We start from the raw sequence: 20450 nt of genomic DNA, 5'->3' as shown, positions 1-20450 counted from the left end.
CTATGCAGTGTCAGCTACCCGATAGAGTGACGCTCCCGACCCGCCGCCCGCCGCGTGTGCCGCCGTCGGACCGGGCCGGCGTGGCCCGGGACCGGCCGACCGGGTCAGGCCAGCTCGACCAGTTCCAGCAGGTCGTCGCTCCAGGCGTCCTCGTCGCCGTCGGGCAGCAGGATGGCCCGGTCCGGCTTGAGCGCCGCCACCGCCCCCGGGTCGTGGGTGACCAGCACGATCGCACCGGGGTACCGGGCGATCGCGTCGAGCACCTGCTCCCGGCTGACCGGGTCGAGGTTGTTGGTCGGCTCGTCGAGCAGCAGCACGTTCGCGCCGGAGCAGACCAGGGTCGACAGGGCCAGCCGGGTCTTCTCCCCGCCGGAGAGCACCCCGGCCGGCTTGTCCACGTCCTCGCCGGAGAAGAGGAACGCCCCGAGGATCTTGCGCAGGTCGGTGTCGGTCTGCTCGATCGCGGCGGCGCGCATGTTCTCCAGCACGGTCCGCTCCACGTCCAGCGTCTCGTGCTCCTGGGCGTAGTAGCCGAGCCGCAGCCCGTGCCCCGCGTGCACCTCACCGGTGTCCGGCGTGAGCAGCCCGCCGAGCATCCGCAGCAGGGTGGTCTTGCCGGCGCCGTTGAGGCCGAGGATGGCCACCCGGGAACCCCGGTCCACCGCAACGTTCACGTCCGTGAAGATCTCCAGCGACCCGTACGACTTGGACAGGCCGGTGGCGGTCAGCGGGGTCTTGCCACAGGGGGCCGGGGTCGGGAACCGGACCTTCGCCACCTTGTCGGAGACCCGTACCTCCTCCAGGCCGGAGATCAGCTTCTCGGCACGGCGGGCCATGTTCTGCGCGGCGACGGTCTTGGTGGCCTTGGCCCGCATCTTGTCCGCCTGGGCCATCAGCGCGCCGGCCTTCTTCTCCGCGTTGGCCCGCTCCCGGCGGCGCCGCCGCTCGTCGGTCTCCCGCGCCTCCAGGTACGCCTTCCAGCCCAGGTTGTACCCGTCGACCACGCTGCGGGTGGCGTCCAGGAACCAGACCTTGTTGACCACCGCCTCCAGCAGCGAGGCGTCGTGGGAGATCACGATCAGCCCGCCCCGGTGGTTGGCGAGGAACCCGCGCAGCCAGGTGATCGAGTCGGCGTCGAGGTGGTTGGTCGGCTCGTCGAGCAGCAGGATGCCCCCGCCGTTCTCCCCCGCGTCCCGGAACAGGATCCGGGCCAGCTCGATGCGGCGGCGCTGACCACCGGAGAGGGTGCCGATGGTCTGGGCCAGGGCCCGGTCGGGCAGCCCCAGGTTGGCGCAGATCCGCGCCGCCTCGGCCTCGGCCGCGTACCCGCCGAGCGAGGCGAACTGGTCCTCCAGCGCGCCGTAGCGGCGGACCAGCTTGTCGTCGGGGGCGTCCGCGAGCCGGGCCTCCAGCTCCTTCATCTGGGCCATCAGCACGTCCAGGCCCCGGGCGGAGAGGACCCGGTCCCGGCCGGTGACCTCCAGGTCACCGGTACGCGGGTCCTGCGGCAGGTAGCCGATCGCGCTGCGCCGGTCGATCTGCCCGGCGTAGGGCTGCCCCTCCCCGGCGAGCACCTTGAGGGTGGTGGTCTTGCCCGCGCCGTTGCGGCCGACCAGACCGATCCGGTCCCCGGGCTGCACCCGCAGGGTGGTGTCGGACAGCAGGATCCGGGCGCCGGCACGCAGCTCCAGGCCGGTGGCAGTGATCATTTCGGGGAACTCGCTCTCGGGGTCCAGAAGGGCTGACTCGGGGCACGCGAAAACGCCGCCGGGCGCGGGGCCCGTCGGCGCGGGGCGGTTCAGCCTTCGCAGAGCAGCACCCGACAAGTGTACCGGGCGCCGGTCTGCCGCCCGCCCGGATTACCGGGCAAGATCATCGGGTACGGCTGCGACGTCCGGACCCGGTCCGGCACCCGCACCACACCAACCGGCCAGAGGGTGATCGAGGTCATCATGGAGCTGAACGAGAACGCGCGGATCGACACCAGTCAGGTGGACGACCGGCGAGGGTCCGGGGGCGGCGGCGGTGGGCTGGGCATCCCCATCCCGATCGGCGGGGGCCGGGGCGGCCTCGTCGGTCTGGTCGTCGCGGTGGTCCTCGCCCTGGTCGGCGGCGGCTACGGGCTCAACTCCGCGTTCAACGACGGCGGCGAGGCCGGCGACAACACCGCGCTGGAGCAGCGCTGCGCGGCCGAGAACGCGCTGGAGCAACTCGACTGCCGCAACACCCTGTACGTCAACTCGATCCAGGCGTACTGGCGCACCGCCCTGCCCCAGGCGTTCGGCGAGCAGTACCGGCCGACCCGGACCGTCTTCTTCAGCCAGGCGGTCAGCACCGCCTGCGGCCAGGCCGACTCGGGCGTCGGCCCGTTCTACTGCCCCGCCGACAGCCAGGTCTACATCGACCTGACCTTCTACCGGGTCCTCGCCGACCAGCTCGGCGCGGCCGGCGAGTTCGCCCAGCCGTACGTGCTGGCCCACGAGTACGGCCACCACATCCAGAACCTGCTCGGCACCAACGAACAGGTCCGCCGCCAGCAGCAACGCGACCCGGGCAACGCCAACGCCCTGTCGGTACGCCTGGAACTCCAAGCCGACTGCTACGCCGGCGCCTGGGCGAAGAACGCCACCGGCACCGCCGACGACACCGGCCAACGGATCTTCACCAGCATCACCGAGCAGGACATCCGGCAGGCGATCGACGCGGCCGAGAAGATCGGTGACGACGCCATCGCCGAGCGGGCCAACCGCCCGGTGAACCCGGACGAGTTCAGCCACGGCTCCTCCGCCCAGCGCCGCGAGTGGTTCACCCGGGGCTACGACACCGGCGACCCCCAGCAGTGCAACACCTTCACCAGCTGAGGTGTAAGGAAGGGCCCCTTATTAACGCATACGGTAGAGAAGGGTTCCCTTCTCACGACCCGCCGCCCGCCGCCGGACGCACGGCGACGGGCGGCGTTTCGGCGGGCAGCGGCCCGGCGGGCGCGCGACGGTGGGCGGGCCGGCGGACGGGCGGGTCGGCGGACGGGCGGGGCCCGCGACGGAGCGGGCGAGCCTTGGGTGTTAACAAGGGGCCCCTGCTCTACCGCAGGCGTTAATAGGGGGCCCTTCCTTACACGCCTACGCGGGGTCGCGGACGAGGATGTGGACGGCGCGGGCGGCGGTGATCGCGGCGACCAGGACGGCGTGCCGGGGCTCCGGTACGTCGAGCAGCCGGTCGGCGCGCAGCGCGGCCAGGGGCGCGAGGCGACGGTCGGTGAGCACGGTGTCGACGGCCCGCCGGTCCCCGCCGCAGACCAGTGTGGTCAGCGTCGACACCGCCGGCAGCAGCAGCCGGACGGCCAGGTCGGCGGCGTCGGTGAGGGCGGCCTTCGCCTGGTTGTCCCGGCGGCGGGCGAACCGCTGCTGCGACCAGCCCCCGGCGGCGGTGCGCCCCTGCACGTACCGGGTGTCGACCTTGGACACCACCAGGTCGTCGCCGGCCGCCACGCCGACCGCGACCGCGCCCTTGCGGGCGAGCAGCAGCCCGAGCCGGCGCGGCGCGGTGGCGGTACCCACGAATCCGGTCAGGTCGGCGGCGGGCCGCGCGCCGGGTGGGGTGTGCAGTTCGGCGGTGGCCCCGTCCGGGGCGGTGAGCAGCAGACCGTACCCGAGGGGGGTGGTGGTGGGTGGGCCGTGCCGGTCGGCGAAGCCGTCGACCCAGCGGGCGACGCGGGCCGGGTCGACCTCGACCCACCGGCCGCCGCCGGCAGCGGGTCGGCTGGACATGACCCGACGGTACGGCACCCGACGCACCCGGCGGCAGGGTGGTCGCCGGCCCGGAACCGGGTGACGGCAGGATCCCCGAGTCGATCAACCGCTCGCCAAGCGGGCAGCGGGTGGTCGCTGGCGCGGAGCCGGTCGCGGCAGGAGCGCGGTCACCTGGTCCGGGCCGGAGTGCAGCCGCTGGCGAGCACCGACGGTCGGGGTCAGCCGCCCAGCAGGGTGACGACGGCCAGCGCCGCGACGATCACGCTGGCGGCCAGCGCGGTCACCAGCCGGCCCCGGGGCCCGGTCAGCACCCGGCCGACCAGGCTGCCGCCACCGGCGATCAGCAGTTGCCAACTCGCCGAGGCGAGGAAGACGCCGGCCACGAAAAGCGCCCCGGCGAGCCGGTCCGCGCCGACCACGTCGCCCCGGCCGAGCACCAGGGCCACGAAGTAGACCACGGTGGCCGGGTTGAGCACGGTCAGGGCCAGCACCCCGGCGAAGGCCCGGCCCGGGGTGCCCAGGCCGTCCCGGGCGGGCGGGCCGGGCACCGCCGGGCGGGGCCGCAGCGCGCCCCACGCGGTGTACCCGGCCAGGGCGAGCAGCACTCCCGCCGCGACCAGCCGCAGCGGCCCGGCGACCGGGGCGACGAGGCCGGCCACCGCCGCGCCGCCGAGGACGGCCACGGCGGCGTACAGCCCGTCGGCGGTGGCCACGCCGAGCGCGGCCCCGGCGCCGACCCGGAACGAGGTACGGGCACTGAGCCCCATGACCAGCACGGCGATCGCGCCGACGGGCACGGCGACGCCGTAGCCGGCGACCACGCCGGCCAGGAAGGCGGTGGTCACGAGGGTCGGTGGCGGGCCGGGACGGCACCCGGCCGGACCGGCTGTCGCCGGGCGCTCCCGGTCACGGTGGTGACGGGAGGGCGGCGGCCGGGGTACGTCTCGATCACCCGCTCATGGTGCCCGCACGCCCGCGCCGTCACCACCGGTTTCCGCCCGCCCCGACGGGCGGGCGGGTCACCGCCGGTCAGCCCACCTCGAGCGGCAGGGACGGGTCGCTGGTCCACTCCATCAGCGAGCCGTCGTAGACCGCCACGTCGGTCTCCCCGAGCAGGCGCAGGGCCAGGGCGTCCCCGGTGGCGGCGATCCCGCCCCCGCAGTAGGTCACCTTCCGGCCCGGCTCGGCCTGCACCTCCTGGAAGAGTTCGCGCAGCTCCGGTACCGGCCGGAACGTCCCGTCGGCGGGGTCGAGCAGGGCGGCCACGAAGACGTTGCGGCTGCCCGGGATGCGGCCCGGACGCGGGTAGCTGACCGTCTCGGTGGCCCGGTAGTCCTCCGGCGACAGCGAGTGGACCAGGCACGCGCCGCCGCCGTTCTCCACCACCTGTCGCACCTCGGCGAGGTCGGCGAAGAGTTCCGGGCGGGGCGTGCCGACGAACTCGGCCGGCGGGTAGCTCTCCGCCCCGGAGCGGGTCGGCCGCCCCTCGGCGGTCCACTTGCCGAAGCCGCCGTCGAGCACCGCCACGTTGTCGAAGCCGTTGGCGAGCAGCAGCCACCACACCCGGGTCGCCCAGAACACGTTGACCGCGTACACCACGACCGTGGTGTCGGGGCCGATGCCGAGCCGGCCGGCCGCCGCCGCGAACCGCTCCGGCGACGGCTTGGTGAACCACCCGCCGTCGGGCTCGGAGAGGTCGGCGATGACGTCGGCGAACGCCGCACCGGGGATGTGGGCGGCCAGGTACTCCGGCCGGCCGGTTGTCTGGCTCCACGCCCCGCCCGCCTCGGCCGGTGGGGCCAGGTGCACGGTCGCGTCGAGGATCCGCAGCGTCGGGTCGTCGAGGTGGTCGGCGAGCCACTCGGTGGAGACGAGCGGGGTGGGCAGGGCCGTGGTGGGTGCCATGGGTCCTCCTGGTGTCGTCGGCACGAAAATCCCTACTGCTTCGGACGGGATTACATCCGGCGTCAAGTCACCCGCTTCACCAGGTATTCCAGCAGGTGGCGCGGCTCACCGGACAGCACGGCCGATGACGGCACCGCTGCCCGAGCGCGGCGACGACGGCCGTGCTGCCTGCCGACGGGCCCGAGCGGCGGCTCCGCTGCCGACGGCGTGCCGCGTGGCGGCCTCGCCGCCCGCCGGCGGCCCCGTGCCCCGCCCGGATTCGCGCCTGGGCCGCACCGGCGGCCCCCACAGCCGTCGAGCGCGCCACCCGGGGTGGGTGACGCGCTCGGCGGTCGTCCGGCGCGGCCGGATCAGACGTTGAAACCGAGGGTACGGAGCTGGTCCCGCCCCTCGTCGGTGATCTTGTCCGGGCCCCACGGCGGCAGCCACACCCAGTTGATCCGGATGTCGTCGACCAGTCCACCACCGGGGCCGGTGGTGAGCGCCGACCGGGCCTGGTCCTCGATGACGTCGGTCAGCGGGCAGGCCGCCGAGGTCAGCGTCATGTCCAGGGTGGCGACGTTGCCGTCGTCGACGTGCACGCCGTACAGCAGGCCCAGGTCGACCACGTTGATGCCCAGCTCGGGGTCGACGACGTCGCGCATCGCCTCCTCGATGTCGGCGATCTTGGCCTTGCCGCCCGCCGCCGACCCGTTCGCCGCCGACCCGTTCGCCGCCGCGTCGCTGGCGGCCGGTCCGGTGGTCGCCGACTCGTCGGTCGCCACGCCGTTGGTGGCCACGCCGTCGGTCGGCGGCGTCACGGCGCCCTCGCCCGCCTCCGGCGTCGCCGCAGTCGCGGTGTTCTCGCTGCTCATGCCGTCACCTCCGTCGGGCTCGCGCCCACTCCCGCGCGCGCCGCCGCGTCCTTGAACGCCATCCACGGCAGCAGCGCGCACTTGACCCGGGCGGGGTAGCGGGCGACACCCGCGAACGCCACCCCGTCACCGAGCACGTCCTCGTCCGGCTCGACCTGACCACGACCGGACATCAACTCGACGAACGCCTCGTGCACCGCGAACGCCTCCCCCGCGCCCCGACCGCGCAGCAGCTCGTGCAGCACGCTCGCCGACGCCTGGCTGATCGAGCAGCCCATCCCGTCGTACGAGATGTCGTGCAGCACGGCGCCGTCGGTGGCGACCCGGACCGTCACCTCGTCCCCGCACGTCGGGTTCACGTGGTGCGCCTCGGCGACCCGGTCGCCCGGCTCCGCCGCGTCCCGCAGGCCCCGGCCGTGCGGGTGCTTGTAGTGGTCCAGGATGATCTCCTGGTAGAGCTGGTCGAGCTGCATCAGTCGAACACCTTCCGCACCTGTTCCAGGGCACCCACCAGGGCGTCGATCTCCCCGGTGGTGGTGTAGACGTAGAACGACGCACGGGTCATCGCCGGCACCCCGAAGCGGGTGCAGACCGGCTTGGCGCAGTGGTGGCCCACCCGGACCTGCACGCCGAGCGAGTCGAGCACCTGCCCGACGTCGTGCGGGTGCACGTCGCCGAGGGCGAAGGAGATCGTCCCGCCCCGCCCCACCGGTACCGTCGGGCCGAAGATCCGCAGGCCGGGCACGGACGCCAGGGCGTCCAGGGCGTACGCGGTGATCTCCTTCTCGTGCCACTGCACGGCCCGCATGTCCAGCGCGGTGAGGTAGTCCACGGCCGCGCCGAGCGCCACCGCCTCGGCGATCGGCGGGGTGCCCGCCTCGAACCGGGCCGGTGGCGCGGCGAAGGTGGAACCCCCCATCGACACCGTCTCGATCATCGAACCGCCGCCGAGCACCGGGGGCATCGCGGCGAGCAGCTCGCCCCGCCCCCAGAGCACCCCGATGCCGGTCGGGCCGCACATCTTGTGGCCGGTGAAGGCGACGAAGTCGGCGTCCAGCGCGACCACGTCCACCGGCAGGTGCGGCACCGACTGCGAGCAGTCCAGCAGCAGCAGCGCCCCCACCTCGCGGACCCGCTCCGTGATCCGCGCGGTGGCGTTGACCGTGCCGAGGATGTTCGACACGTGCACCAGCGAGACCAGCTTGGTCCGCTCGGTGACCAGGTCGTCCAGCCCCGACTCGTCCAGCCGGCCCTGCTCGGTGACCGGGAACCAGCGCAGCGTCGCGCCGGTCCGCTCGGCCAGGAGCTGCCACGGGACGATGTTCGAGTGGTGCTCCATCTCCGAGATGACGATCTCGTCACCGGGCCCCAGCCGGAACCGGGGGTCGGCGTCGGCGCGCAGCGAGGCGTTGGAGAACGCGTACGCCACGATGTTGATCGCCTCGGTGGAGTTCTTGGTGAACACCACCTCGTCCACGCTGGGCGCGTTGACGAACGCGGCGACCTTCGCCCGCGCCCCCTCGTACGCCTCGGTGGCCTCGGTGCCCAGGGTGTGCACCGAGCGGGACACGTTGGCGTTGTGCCGCGCGTAGTGCTCGTCGAGCACCTGGAGCACCTGGCGGGGCTTGTGCGAGGTGTTGGCGCTGTCCAGGTAGACCAGCGGGTGCCCGTTGACCTCCCGGTCCAGGATCGGGAAGTCGGCCCGCACCCGCGTCACGTCGAACCGGGGCACGTCGTCGTACTGCGGCATGCCCTCCGGAATCGCGATGGACGTCATGACGGCAGTCAGGCCCGTGCCGAGCCGGCTCCGGCCACGTACCGCTCGTAGCCCTCTTCCTCCAGCTTGTCGGCCAGCTCCGGGCCACCCTCCTCGACGATCCGGCCGGCGACGAAGACGTGCACCTGGTCCGGCTTGATGTAGCGCAGGATCCGGGTGTAGTGGGTGATCAGCAGCAGCCCGGTGTCGCCGGTGTCACGGACCCGGTTGACGCCCGCGCTGACCACGCGCAGCGCGTCCACGTCGAGCCCCGAGTCGGTCTCGTCGAGGATCGCCATCTTCGGCTTGAGCAGCTCCAGCTGCACGATCTCGTGCCGCTTCTTCTCGCCGCCGGAGAAGCCCTCGTTGACGTTGCGCTGGGCGAAGGCCGGGTCCATCTGGAGGCGCTCCATGGCCCCGCGCAGCTCGCCGCCCCAGGTACGCAGCTTCGGCGCCTCGCCGTCGATGGCGGTCTTCGCGGTGCGCAGGAAGTTCGCCACCGAGACGCCGGGGACCTCGACCGGGTACTGCATGGCGAGGAAGAGGCCGGCGCGGGCCCGCTCGTCGACGGACATGGCCAGCACGTCCTCGCCGTCGAGGGTCACCGTGCCGCCGGTGATCTCGTACCGGGGGTGGCCGGCGATCGAGTACGCCAGCGTCGACTTGCCGGACCCGTTGGGGCCCATGATGGCGTGGGTCTCCCCCGACTTCACGGTCAGGTCGACTCCGGCCAGAATCGGCTTGAGCTCACCCTCGGGCAGCTTGACCGACACCTTCAGGTCGCGGATCTCCAGGGTGCTCATTATCGGGTCACTCCATTGCTCGGCAGGGGGCGGCCGTCGTCGCCCACCGGGATGTAGATGTCGCCGTCGCGGACCTCGACGGCGTAGACGGGAACGGGTTCGGTCGCGGGCAGCCCGGTCGGCTCACCGGTGCGCAGGTCGAAGCGGGAGCCGTGCAGCCAGCACTCCAGCGTGCAGTCCTCCACCTCGCCCTCGGAGAGCGCCACGGCCGCGTGCGAGCACTCGTCGTGCACGGCGTGGAAGGTGCCGTCCTCGGCGTGCACGACGGCGACCTGGGTGCCGTCGACGTCCGCGCTGATCACGGTGCCCTTCGGCACGTCCTCGGTCGAACAGATCCTGATCATCAGGCACCGGCCTTGGCGAGCCGGGCCTCGATCGCCTCACCGAGCCGGTCCCGCAGCTCCTCGACCGGGATCTTGTTGATCAGCTCGGCGAAGAAGCCCCGCACCACCAGGCGGCGGGCCTCGGCCTCCGGGATGCCCCGGGCCATCAGGTAGAAGAGCTGCTCGTCGTCGAAGCGGCCGGTCGCGCTGGCGTGGCCGGCGCCGGCGATCTCGCCGGTCTCGATCTCCAGATTGGGTACGGAGTCCGCCCGCGCGCCGTCGGTGAGCAGCAGGTTCCGGTTGATCTCGTACGTGTCGGTGCCGGTCGCCTCGGCCCGGATCAGCACGTCACCCACCCAGACGGTGTGCGCGTCGGCGCCCTGCAACGCGCCCCGGTACCCGACGTGGCTGCGGCAGTCCGGCACGGTGTGGTCGACGAGCTGCCGGTGCTCCAGGTGCTGCCCGGAGTCGGCGAAGTAGACGCCGTACAGCTCGGCCTCGCCGCCCCGCTCGGTGTACTCCACGGTGGTGTACTGCCGGACCAGGTCCCCGCCGAGGGTGACCTGGACGTGGGTGACCCGCGCGTCCCGGCCCAGCCTCACCTTCAGGTGCTGCGCCTGGACCGCGTCGGCGGCCCAGTCGGCCACGGTGACCAGGGTCAGCTTCGCCCCGTCGGCCACCGTCACCTCGACGTTGTCGGCCAGGGTGGCCGAGCCGACGTGCTCCAGCACCACGGTCGCCTCGGCGAACCGGCCCACCTCGACGACGGTGTGCCCGAAGGCCAGCCCCTCGGCGCCGTCCCCGACCACCCGCAGGGTCACCGGCTCGGCCACCACCGCCTCCGGGGCCACCGCGAGCAGCAGCGCCGTCGACGCGCCGCCGTACGCCAGGGCGCTGATCCGGTCGACCGGGGTGAGCACGCTGCCCACCCGCGCGTCGTCGGCGCCGATCCGGTCGACGGTGACGCCGGCCGGCAGGTCACCGTACTCGTGCCGGACGGTGCCGGTGGGGGCCTGGGCCTCGCCGGTCAGCCCGCGCAGCCGCTTGAGCGGGGTGAAACGCCACTCCTCCTCCAGGCCGGTGAGGGCCGGGAAGTCGGCGACGTCGTACGAGCGGAGCGCCTGCGACTTGGTGCTGGGCGGCGGCGCGGAAGCCTGAGTGGTCATCTCTTCCTTGGTCTGTTTCCGGGACGACGGTGTCTGGGGCCTGGTCCGGCGGGCCGGGGCGTGCCCGACCCGCCGCGCGGGAGCGGACGGCGTCAGCCGACCGCGCCCTCCATCTGCAGCTCGATCAGGCGGTTGAGCTCCAGGGCGTACTCCATCGGGAGTTCCTTGGCGATCGGCTCGATGAACCCACGCACGATCATCGCCATCGCCTCGTCCTCGCTCAGCCCCCGGCTCATCAGGTAGAAGAGCTGGTCGTCGCTGACCTTGGAGACGGTGGCCTCGTGCCCCATCGACACGTCGTCCTCACGGATGTCGACGTACGGGTAGGTGTCCGAGCGGGAGATCGTGTCGACCAGCAGCGCGTCGCACTTGACGGTGCTGGCGCTGTGGTGCGAGCCCTCCAGCACCTGCACCAGCCCCCGGTACGAGGTCCGGCCGCCGCCCCGGGCGATCGACTTGGACACGATCGTCGAGGAGGTGTGCGGCGCGGCGTGCACCATCTTGGCGCCGGCGTCCTGGTGCTGGCCCTCGCCGGCCATCGCCACCGAGAGCACCTCGCCCTTGGCGTGCTCGCCGGTCATGTAGACCGCCGGGTACTTCATGGTCACCTTGGAGCCGATGTTGCCGTCGATCCACTCCATGGTCGCGCCCTCGTGGCAGACGGCGCGCTTGGTGACCAGGTTGTAGACGTTGTTCGACCAGTTCTGGATGGTCGTGTACCGGCACCGGGCGTTCTTCTTCACGATGATCTCCACGACCGCGCTGTGCAGCGAGTCGGAGGAGTAGATCGGCGCGGTGCAGCCCTCGACGTAGTGCACGTACGCGCCCTCGTCGACGATGATCAGCGTCCGCTCGAACTGGCCCATGTTCTCGGTGTTGATCCGGAAGTACGCCTGCAGCGGGATCTCCACGTGCACGCCCTTCGGCACGTAGATGAACGAGCCGCCGGACCACACGGACGTGTTCAGCGCGGCGAACTTGTTGTCGCCGACCGGGATCACCGTGCCGAAGTACTCCTTGAAGAGTTCCTCGTGCTCCTTGAGGGCGGTGTCGGTGTCGAGGAAGACGACACCCTGCTCCTCCAGGTCCTCACGGATCTTGTGGTAGACCACCTCGGACTCGTACTGGGCCGCGACGCCGGCGACGAGGCGCTGCTTCTCCGCCTCGGGGATGCCCAGCTTGTCGTAGGTGTTCTTGATGTCCTCCGGCAGGTCCTCCCAGCTCGTGGCCTGCTTCTCGGTGGACCGGACGAAGTACTTGATGTTGTCGAAGTCGATCCCGGTGAGGTCGGCGCCCCAGGCCGGCATCGGCTTGCGGCCGAACAGCCGCAGGCCCTTGAGCCGCAGGTCGAGCATCCAGGCCGGCTCGCTCTTCTTGGCCGAGATGTCCCGCACCACCGCCTCGTTGAGGCCACGCTGGGCGACCGCGCCGGCCACGTCGGGGTCGGCCCAGCCGTACTCGTAGTTGCCCAGGGCGGCGAGCTGCTCCTCCTGGGTCAGGGGCTGGACGATCTGCTCGGTCATCTATCTGTCCTCACAGTGGTGACGGTTCTTCCGGACTGCTCACGCCCCGGCTGGGTGGGGATGTGCGTGGTGCACACCCCGTCGCCGTGCGCGATGGTTGCCAAACGCTGCACGTGCGTGCCGACCAGGCGGGAGATCACCGCGGTCTCGGCCTCGCAGAGCTGCGGGAACTCGGCGGCCACGTGCGCCACCGGGCAGTGGTGCTGGCAGAGCTGCCCGCCGGTGGCGATCGCGGTCGCGCTGGCGGCGTACCCCTCGGCGGTCAGCGCCGCGGCGAGCGCCGCCGCCCGCGCCAGGGGGTCGTCCCCGGCGTCGGCCAGGGCGGCCTGGCAGCGGGCCTCCAGCGCGGCGACCTGCTCCGCGGCGAACGTCTCCACCGCCGCCGAACCGCCCGTGCGGGCGATCCAACGCAGCGCGGCGGTGGCCATGTTGTCGTAGTGGTGGGTGCCGCAGCGCACCCGGGCCGCGTCGGTCAGCAGGAAGACCTTGGCCGGGCGGCCCCGGCGCCGGTGCCCCCGCACGGCCTCCTCGCGGGCGACGACGTCGCCGTCGGCGAGCATCGCGTCCAGGTGCCGGCGGATCGCCGCCGGACTGAGCCCGAGCGCGGTGCCGAGCTGCGCGGCGGTGGTCGCGCCCCGCTCCAGCAGCAACTGGGTCACCCGGTCGCGGGTGGGGACGTCGGCGACCGGGGACGCCGAGGCACCGGCGGCCGTCCCGGCCGTCGGTCGGTGCCCGTCGAGCGCCGCCCCCTTTTTCACAACGCCAACGTTACGTATTTCGGGGAAGCTCCGCAAACTCGGGTCCGGGTGATCCGGAGCACCGGGCCTGCGGAGTCGCCCGAAGCGTCAAAACTACCGTGCGTAGGATTCACGACGTGACGCTCTCCCCCCGGTTTCCGGTCTCCGACACCCTGCTGCGCCGACTCGCGCTCGCGTCGATCGTCGCGAACGTCGGAATCGTCGCCACCGGCGGGCTGGTCCGGCTGACCGCGTCCGGCCTCGGCTGCCCCACCTGGCCCCGGTGCACCGACGAGTCGTACGTCAACACCCCGGAGATGGGCATCCACGGGGTGATCGAGTTCGGCAACCGGCTGCTCACCTTCGGCGTCGGGGCGATCGCGCTCGCCGTGGTGGTGGCGGTGCTGCTGCACCGGCCCCGGCGGCCGGGGCTGCTGCCGCTGGCGGTCGGGGTGCTCGCCGGTATCCCGGCGCAGGCGGTGATCGGCGGCATCACCGTGCTGACCGACCTGAACCCGTGGGTGGTCGGGCTGCACTTCCTCGCCTCGATGGTGGTGATCGCCGTGGCGTACGCGCTCTGGCGCCGGATCATCGACCCGGACGGCCCGGTGGTGCCGACGGTGCCGGGCCCGCTGCGTACCCTGGCCCGGCTCACCACCGTGGTCAGCGCCTCGGTGCTGGTCGTCGGGACCTGGGTGACCGGCAGCGGCCCGCACGCCGGCGACCACGGCGCCGCCCGCAACGGGCTGGACCCGGAGGCCATCTCCCAGGTGCACGCCGACGGCGTGTTCCTGCTGCTCGGGCTCTCCGTGGCGCTGATCTTCGCGTTCCGCGCCGTCGGAGCGCGGCGGGCCACCCGCGCCGCCGTGGTGCTCGTCGCGGTGGAGCTAAGCCAGGGCGTGATCGGCTTCGTGCAGTACCTCACCGACCTGCCCGCGCTGCTGGTCGGCGCGCACATGGTCGGCTCCTGCCTGGTGCTGCTGGCCACCCTGGGGATGCTCTGGTCGACCCGGGAGCGCCGCCCGGCGCCGCCCGCCTCCGACCAGAGCGCGCCGGTCGAGCCGGCAGCCCCGACTGCGCCACCGGTGCCGGTCAGCGCCTAGCCGAGCGGGCATTCTCCCGGGAGCCCACCCGCCGCCGCCCCGAAAGTCCACCCGCCCCAGGTCACCTGCGCCGGCGGGTCGCCCGCGCCGGGCCTCCGCCGCGTGCACCGGAGGGTCGCCCGCGCCGGGAGCACGCCTCGCACAGCCTGTCGAGCTGCCCCCACGGACGGGGCGTGCTCCGGGTCTCCCGAAGACGGTGGCCCTCCGCACGCGGTGGCCCTCCGCACGCGGTGGCCACCCCAGCAGGCGGAAGGCCCTCCGGACGCGCCGCCACACAGCGGGTCGCTTCCCCAGACGGGTCGGCCCCACAGAGGGGCCGGTCCACAGAAGGGTCGGCCCCCACAGAAGGGTTGGTCCCACAGACGGGGCAGCCCGAAAGGCTTCTCCACCGACCTCACCGACCCGGATCGGCCGCCGGACGCGGCTCCCGGACCGCCCAGCTCCCGGACCGCCCAGCTCCCGGACCGCCAGCCGCCCGACCACCCGGAAGCTGGACCACCCGGCAGCCGGGCGCGCCGGCTAGCCGGACAGGTGGTGACGGATGGCCTCGGCGAGCCGCTCGGGAGCGCCGTCGGCGTACCCGACGAACAGCGACGGCTCGGTCAGCTCCAGCTCGACCAGGACGGGCTCCCCGTCCGGGCCGGGGATGAGGTCCACCCGGGCGTAGAGCAGGCGGTCCGTGCCACCGGGCACCGCCGCCAGGGTCCGCCCGGCGACCGCGAGCTGCTCCGGGGTGGCCGTCCGGGGGGTGATCTCCTCGGCCCGGTACAGCCCGTCGACGCCCCGGTCGGGGCCGGTGAGGATGGGCCCCTTGCGGATGGCGTGGCTGAACCGGAGCCCGTCCGGGCCGGCCAGGTGGAGCAGGGCGGTCTCGCCGGCGGTGTCCACCGCCGTCAGGTACGGCTGCACCATGACGTGCCGGCCGGCGTCGGTGAGCCGGCGGACGTGCGCCGCGGCCAGCTCCCGGTGGTCCGGATCGGCCAGGTCGTACCGGCCGGTGTCCCGGCTGCCGGCGCTGACCGCCGGCTTGACCACGTACTCGCCGTGGCTGGTGGGCGGGGTCCACTGCTCCCCGGGCGCGATCCACGAGGTCGGCACGGTGGGTACCCCGGCGGCCGACAGCTCGGCGAGGTAGCGCTTGTCGGTGTTCCAGCGGACCACGTCGGCCGGGTTGGCCAGGCGGGGCACCGTGTCGGCCCAGGCCACGAACTCGGCGTGGCGCAGCATGTAGTCCCAGGGCGAGCGGAGCACGACGAGGTCGTACCCGGCCCAGTCGACCGTGCCGTCGTCCCAGACGGCGGCGGTGGCCTCGATCCCGGCGGCGGCCAGCGGGGCGAGCACCAGCCGGTCGTCCGGGTCGAGGTCGGGCAGGCCGGCGCAGGTGACGAGAGCGACCCGGGGTCGCCCCCGGGTCGGCTGGTGGTGGTCGGTCACGGTGCGGGCGTCAGCGGGCCATGGTGCGGCGGGCCATCGACCGCCACAGGTCGTTGCTCGGGCGCATCTGGTCCATCAGCTCCCGCTCCCAGGCGTTCTCCACGTCGACCCCCGCCAGCGCGCAAGCCTGCCGGGCGACGACCGTGTCGTCGGCGAACTGGTCGCCCCACGCCCCGTCGGTGCCGACCAGGACGATGCGGGCCCCCCGCTTGCCGACGTACTCGATGACCGCCTTCGCGCCGCCGTGCTCGCCGGCGAACGACCGGATGCCCGCGACCAGGCCGTTGGGGGCCTGTCCCGGGGTGCCCTGGTCGGCGGTCAGCGTTGTATCGGAACCTTCTGCCATGACGCGAAGCCTAAGCAGAGTTCCATCCACGTGGGCGGGAACGATGAACTTATTGTGATGCCCATTACCTGGAGGTTTGACTTCCCAGCCGTCCCATTTGACCGGATATTTCCGTTATAAACTTCCCATTCGGGCGGGAAATGTTACAAGATTTGTCGTAGAAAGACATTCACCCGACACCCGCCTCATATCCCCCACCACCGCCCCGTCGGGGCGCGGAAGGGACCCGGGCGGCCGGGTCAGATCAGGGCGTCCAACGCGACCGCGGCGAAGACGATCGTCAGGTACGTCGTCGACCAGTGGAACAGCCGCATCGGCTTGACGGCCTCGCCCCGGTTCACCCGGCCGGCGAGCCGGTGCGCCTCGATCACGAAGATCGCGCCGACCACCAGGGTGGGCAGCCCGTAGATCGGGCTCATCCCGAGCGGCCAGACCGCCAGCGAGGTGAGCACGGTCAGCCAGGCGAAGATCACGATCTCGGCGTTGACCCGGCGGGGCGAGGCCACCACCGGCAGCATCGGGATGCCGGCCCGCGCGTAGTCCGCCTTGTACTTCATCGCCAGCGGGTAGAAGTGCGGCATCTGCCAGAAGAAGACCACCGCGAAGAGTGCCCAGGCGGCCGGGGCGAGCGACCCGGTGACCGCCGCCCAGCCGATCAGCACCGGCGCGGCCCCGCACGCCCCGCCCCAGAACGTGTTCGCCGTGGTGGTCCGCTTGAGCCAGAGCGTGTAGACCACGTCGTAGTAGACGATCGCGGCGAGGGTCAGCCCGGCGGCCAGCAGGTTGGTGAACGCCGCCATCAGCGCCACCGACACCACCGCCAACACCAGCCCGAAGACCAGCGCGCTGCGCGGCGACACGGTGTGCGCGGGCAGCGGGCGACGCTTGGTGCGCCGCATCAACTGGTCGATGTCCCGGTCGATGTAGCAGTTGAGCACGCTCGCCGCGCCGGCCGCGAGCGAGCCGCCGACCAGCACCACCGCCACCAGCCACAGCGACGGCATCCCGCCGGCCGCGAGCATCATCGCCGGCACGGTGGTGACCAGCAGCAGTTCCACGATCCGGGGCTTGGTGAGCGCGACGTACGCCGCGACGACCGCCCGCACGTCCCGCCGGGCGACCGTGGGGCTGTCCTCCGTGCGCACCGGCGGCTGCCCGGCAGGTTTGCTGACGGGGCGCTCGGTGATCATGCTCACGGATTGCCACCTTCCGGCGTCGGCAGGGGATCGGGTCGGGCGGGCCCGGATCGGGGCCACACACCGACCGACAGCCTACGCGGCGTCGTTTTCGCTGCCCGAACGACCCGACAAGGGTGCGGGCCGTCACAGTGCGCGATGAACGCCGGAGGGGGTCCGTCCCGTACCGCAGACCATCACCCGATCCCTGGGCGGATGTTTAGAACCGCTCGATAGGGTCATGACCGAGGGTTCCGCCCAACCGAGGAGCACAGACATCGTGGCTGCCAACCGTCCCGATCACTCGACACTGAACTGGACCGACCTCGACGGCCGAGCGGTGGACACCGCCCGCGTGCTGGCCATGGACGCCGTGGAGAAATCCGGCAACGGCCACCCGGGTACCGCGATGAGCCTGGCGCCCGCGGCGTACCTGCTGTTCAACCGGGTCATGCGGCACAACCCCACCGACCCGGACTGGACCGGCCGGGACCGGTTCGTGCTCTCCGCCGGGCACTCCAGCCTCACCCTCTACATCCAGCTCTTCCTCTCCGGGTACCCGCTCAGCCTGGACGACCTCAAGTCGCTGCGGCAGTGGGGCTCGCTCACCCCGGGTCACCCGGAGCACGGCCACACCCCGGGCGTGGAGACCACCACCGGGCCGCTCGGCCAGGGCCTGGGCAACGCGGTCGGGATGGCGATGGCGGCCCGCCGCGAGCGCGGCCTGCTCGACCCGGACGCCGAGCCGGGCGCCTCCGTCTTCGACCACCACATCTGGTGCATCGCCTCCGACGGCGACATCGAGGAGGGCATCAGCCACGAGGCCAGCGCCCTCGCCGGCCACCAGCAGCTCGGCAACCTCACCCTGATCTACGACGACAACGAGATCTCGATCGAGGACGACACCCGGATCGCCAAGAGCGAGGACGTCGCCGCCCGGTACGAGGCGTACGGCTGGCACGTGCAGACCGTCGACTGGCGTGCCGGGGACCCGGAGCAGGGCGACTACCACGAGAACGTCGAGGCGCTGTACGAGGCGCTGCTGGCCGCCAAGGCGCAGACCGACAAGCCGTCCTTCATCGCGCTGCGCACCATCATCGGCTGGCCCGCCCCGAACAAGCAGAACACCGGCAAGATCCACGGCTCGGCGCTCGGCGCCGCCGAGGTGGCCGCCACCAAGGAGATCCTCGGCTTCGACCCGGCCCGCACCTTCGAGGTCGACGAGGCCGTCCTCGGCCACGCCCGGCAGGTGCTCGGCCGGGGCGACGCGGCCCAGCAGGAGTGGAACCAGGCGTACGCGGCGTGGGCGGAGGCCAACCCGGAGCGCAAGGCGCTGCACGACCGGCTGGCCGGCCGGATCCTGCCGGAGGGCTGGACCGAGGCCCTGCCGACCTTCCCCGCCGACGCCAAGGGCATCGCCACCCGGGCCGCCTCCGGCAAGGTGCTGGAGGCGCTCGCCCCGGTGCTGCCGGAGCTGTGGGGCGGCTCGGCCGACCTGGCCGAGAGCAACAACACCACGATGAAGGGCGAGCCCTCGTTCGTCCCCGCGGTGCACGCCACCAAGGACTTCCCCGGCCACGAGTACGGCCGCACCCTGCACTTCGGCATCCGTGAGCACGCCATGGGCGCGATCCTCAACGGCATCGCCCTGCACGGCGGCACCCGCCCGTACGGCGGCACCTTCCTGGTCTTCAGCGACTACATGCGCCCCTCGGTGCGGCTGGCCGCGCTGATGAAGCTGCCGGTGACCTACGTCTGGACGCACGACTCGATCGGCCTGGGCGAGGACGGCCCCACCCACCAGCCGGTGGAGCACCTGACCGCGCTGCGGGCCATCCCCGGCCTGGACGTGGTCCGCCCGGCGGACGCCAACGAGACCGTCTGGGCCTGGCGGGTGGCGCTGGAGCACACCGACCGGCCGACCGCGCTGGCGCTGAGCCGCCAGAACCTGCCGACCCTGGACCGGTCGACCCTGGCCGGCGCCGAGGGCGTCGCCAAGGGCGGCTACGTGCTGGCCGAGGCGTCCACCGGCAAGCCCCAGGTGATCATCATCGGCACCGGCTCCGAGGTGCAGCTCTGCCTCACCGCCCGGGAGCGGCTGGAGGCCGACGGCACCCCCACCCGGGTCGTCTCCATGCCCTGCCAGGAGTGGTTCTTTGCGCAGGACGAGGCGTACCGGGAGTCGGTCCTGCCGCGCGGGGTAAAGGCCCGGGTGAGCGTCGAGGCGGGCATCGGGATGTCCTGGCAGGGCATCGTCGGTGACACCGGCGAGACGGTGAGCCTGGAGCACTACGGCGCGAGCGCCCCGCACTCCGTGCTCTTCGAGCAGTTCGGGTTCACCCCCGACCGGATCGTGGCCGCCGCGCACGCGGCCCTGACCCGGCAGGGTGACATCACGGGTTTCACCACTGGTAACTGAAGGGAGCGTGAGCGGCATGACGGACAGGCTGGGTGAGCTCACCGCCGCGGGAGTGGCGGTCTGGCTCGACGATCTTTCGAGGGTGCGGCTCAGCTCGGGCGGGCTGGACCAGCTCCGCCGGGAGAAGCACGTGGCCGGGGTGACCACCAACCCGACCATCTTCGCCAAGGCGCTCGGCGACGCCGCCGAGTACGACTGGCAACTGCGCGACCTCGCCACCCGGGGGGTGGAGGTCGAGGAGGCGGTCCGCATGCTCACCACGTACGACGTGCGGTGGGCGTGCGACGTGATGCGCCCGTCGTACGACGGCAGCGCGGGCGTCGACGGCCGGGTCTCCATCGAGGTGGACCCCCGGCTGGCCCACGACAGCGACAAGACCGTCGCCGAGGCCAAGGCGCTGTGGTGGCTGGTCGACCGGCCGAACCTGTTCATCAAGATCCCGGCGACCGAGGCGGGGCTGCCGGCGATCACCGCCACCCTGGCCGAGGGGATCAGCGTCAACGTCACGCTGATCTTCGGCCTGGACCGGTACTCGCAGGTGATGGAGGCGTTCCTGGCCGGCCTGGAGCAGGCGAAGGCCAACGGCCACGACCTGTCCACCATCGGCTCGGTGGCCTCCTTCTTCGTCTCCCGCGTCGACAGCGAGGTGGACAAGCGGCTGGAGAAGATCGGCTCGGCCGAGGCGAAGGCGCTGCGCGGCAAGGCCGCCGTGGCCAACGCCCAGCTCGCCTACGAGCGCTACGGCGAGGTCTTCTCCTCCGCGCGCTGGCAGGCCCTGGCCGACGCCGGTGCCCACCCGCAGCGCCCGCTGTGGGCGTCCACCTCGACGAAGAACCCGGACTACCGGGACGTCATCTACGTCGAGCAGCTCATCGCCCCCGGCACGGTCAACACCATGCCGGAGTCGGTGGTCCACGCCTACGCCGACCACGGCGAGACCCAGCCGGACACCATCACCGGCGCGTACGCCGCGGCCCGCGAGGTCTTCGACCAGCTCCTGGCGGTCGGGGTCGACCTGTCCGACGTGATCGCCACGCTGGAGCAGGAGGGCGTGGAGAAGTTCGAGGCGAGCTGGCAGGAGCTGCTCGACGGCGTCCGTGCCTCGCTGGCCGCCGCCGGCAGCGGCGAACGCTCCGCATGAGCGAGAGCCACCGGCG

Annotated in this window: 19 protein-coding genes; 4 read left to right on the top strand and 15 right to left on the bottom strand. The window is 72.6% G+C overall.

Features of this window, described 5'->3' with window-relative positions:
* Positions 1-104 precede the first annotated feature (104 nt).
* Positions 105-1709 carry an ABC-F family ATP-binding cassette domain-containing protein gene (locus AWW66_RS14485; RefSeq protein WP_067365646.1) on the bottom strand — a complete coding sequence of 535 codons (1605 nt, stop codon included), beginning with the start codon at positions 1707-1709 and terminating at the stop codon, positions 105-107.
* Positions 1710-1952: 243 nt separating this feature from the next.
* Here AWW66_RS14485 and ypfJ point away from each other — a divergent pair, with 243 nt between their 5' ends.
* A complete protein-coding gene (ypfJ, locus tag AWW66_RS14480; protein ID WP_067365706.1) occupies positions 1953-2861 on the top strand; it encodes a KPN_02809 family neutral zinc metallopeptidase in 909 nt (302 codons plus the stop codon).
* 258 nt (positions 2862-3119) lie between these two features.
* Here ypfJ and AWW66_RS14475 read toward each other — a convergent pair whose 3' ends face one another.
* The 11 genes from AWW66_RS14475 to AWW66_RS14425 all read right to left on the bottom strand — a co-directional run bounded on the left by AWW66_RS14475 (position 3120) and on the right by AWW66_RS14425 (position 12837).
* Entirely contained in the window at positions 3120-3767 is a 648-nt protein-coding gene (locus AWW66_RS14475; protein WP_067365643.1) for an acVLRF1 family peptidyl-tRNA hydrolase, read from the bottom strand.
* Between the two features lie 200 nt (positions 3768-3967).
* Complete coding sequence (locus AWW66_RS14470) at positions 3968-4594, bottom strand: LysE family transporter (RefSeq protein ID WP_067365640.1); 627 nt, start codon at positions 4592-4594, stop codon at positions 3968-3970.
* A gap of 184 nt (positions 4595-4778) precedes the next feature.
* Positions 4779-5654, bottom strand: a complete 876-nt coding sequence (locus AWW66_RS14465; RefSeq protein WP_067365638.1) for a sulfurtransferase — start codon at positions 5652-5654, stop codon at positions 4779-4781.
* A 350-nt stretch (positions 5655-6004) separates the two neighbouring features.
* Entirely contained in the window at positions 6005-6508 is a 504-nt protein-coding gene (locus tag AWW66_RS14460; protein WP_067365635.1) for a metal-sulfur cluster assembly factor, read from the bottom strand.
* The gene (sufU, locus tag AWW66_RS14455) at positions 6505-6981 is read right to left on the bottom strand and encodes a Fe-S cluster assembly sulfur transfer protein SufU (protein WP_067365631.1); all 477 of its coding nucleotides are present in this window, start codon (positions 6979-6981) and stop codon (positions 6505-6507) included. The genes AWW66_RS14460 and sufU overlap by 4 nt, the downstream gene beginning before the upstream one ends.
* The gene (locus AWW66_RS14450) at positions 6981-8285 is read right to left on the bottom strand and encodes a cysteine desulfurase (protein WP_067365628.1); all 1305 of its coding nucleotides are present in this window, start codon (positions 8283-8285) and stop codon (positions 6981-6983) included. Before AWW66_RS14450 ends, sufU begins: the two co-directional genes overlap by 1 nt.
* 8 nt (positions 8286-8293) lie before the next feature.
* Entirely contained in the window at positions 8294-9067 is a 774-nt protein-coding gene (gene sufC, locus AWW66_RS14445; protein ID WP_067365625.1) for a Fe-S cluster assembly ATPase SufC, read from the bottom strand.
* Positions 9067-9411 (bottom strand): non-heme iron oxygenase ferredoxin subunit, encoded by a 345-nt coding sequence (locus AWW66_RS14440; protein WP_067365622.1) that lies wholly within the window; start codon positions 9409-9411, stop codon positions 9067-9069. Before AWW66_RS14440 ends, sufC begins: the two co-directional genes overlap by 1 nt.
* Positions 9411-10556: a Fe-S cluster assembly protein SufD gene (sufD, locus tag AWW66_RS14435; protein ID WP_067365620.1), complete on the bottom strand. Its 1146-nt coding sequence runs from the start codon at positions 10554-10556 to the stop codon at positions 9411-9413. Before sufD ends, AWW66_RS14440 begins: the two co-directional genes overlap by 1 nt.
* 92 nt (positions 10557-10648) lie before the next feature.
* Positions 10649-12079: a Fe-S cluster assembly protein SufB gene (gene sufB, locus AWW66_RS14430; RefSeq protein WP_067365617.1), complete on the bottom strand. Its 1431-nt coding sequence runs from the start codon at positions 12077-12079 to the stop codon at positions 10649-10651.
* Positions 12076-12837, bottom strand: a complete 762-nt coding sequence (locus tag AWW66_RS14425) for a helix-turn-helix transcriptional regulator (protein WP_067365614.1) — start codon at positions 12835-12837, stop codon at positions 12076-12078. Before AWW66_RS14425 ends, sufB begins: the two co-directional genes overlap by 4 nt.
* A 98-nt stretch (positions 12838-12935) precedes the next feature.
* On the opposite strand from AWW66_RS14425, the gene AWW66_RS14420 reads away from it, so the two are divergent.
* Complete coding sequence (locus AWW66_RS14420; RefSeq protein ID WP_067365611.1) at positions 12936-13919, top strand: COX15/CtaA family protein; 984 nt, start codon at positions 12936-12938, stop codon at positions 13917-13919.
* Positions 13920-14438: 519 nt separating this feature from the next.
* On the opposite strand, the gene AWW66_RS14415 is transcribed toward AWW66_RS14420, so the two are convergent.
* The 3 genes from AWW66_RS14415 to AWW66_RS14405 all read right to left on the bottom strand — a co-directional run bounded on the left by AWW66_RS14415 (position 14439) and on the right by AWW66_RS14405 (position 16895).
* Positions 14439-15353, bottom strand: a complete 915-nt coding sequence (locus AWW66_RS14415; protein WP_067365608.1) for an ATP-grasp domain-containing protein — start codon at positions 15351-15353, stop codon at positions 14439-14441.
* A gap of 10 nt (positions 15354-15363) precedes the next feature.
* On the bottom strand, positions 15364-15699 hold the full coding sequence (locus AWW66_RS14410) for a hypothetical protein (protein ID WP_067365605.1): 336 nt from the start codon (positions 15697-15699) through the stop codon (positions 15364-15366).
* Between the two features lie 239 nt (positions 15700-15938).
* Complete coding sequence (locus AWW66_RS14405) at positions 15939-16895, bottom strand: heme o synthase (RefSeq protein ID WP_067365602.1); 957 nt, start codon at positions 16893-16895, stop codon at positions 15939-15941.
* Between the two features lie 259 nt (positions 16896-17154).
* Here AWW66_RS14405 and tkt point away from each other — a divergent pair, with 259 nt between their 5' ends.
* Positions 17155-19293 (top strand): transketolase, encoded by a 2139-nt coding sequence (tkt, locus tag AWW66_RS14400; protein WP_067365599.1) that lies wholly within the window; start codon positions 17155-17157, stop codon positions 19291-19293.
* Positions 19294-19309: 16 nt separating this feature from the next.
* Complete coding sequence (gene tal / locus AWW66_RS14395) at positions 19310-20434, top strand: transaldolase (RefSeq protein ID WP_067365596.1); 1125 nt, start codon at positions 19310-19312, stop codon at positions 20432-20434.
* Positions 20435-20450: the final 16 nt, after the last annotated feature.

The organism is Micromonospora rosaria, from assembly GCF_001567585.1.
Taxonomy (GTDB): domain Bacteria; phylum Actinomycetota; class Actinomycetes; order Mycobacteriales; family Micromonosporaceae; genus Micromonospora; species Micromonospora rosaria.
This window is presented reverse-complemented; position numbering and strand designations above follow the sequence as displayed.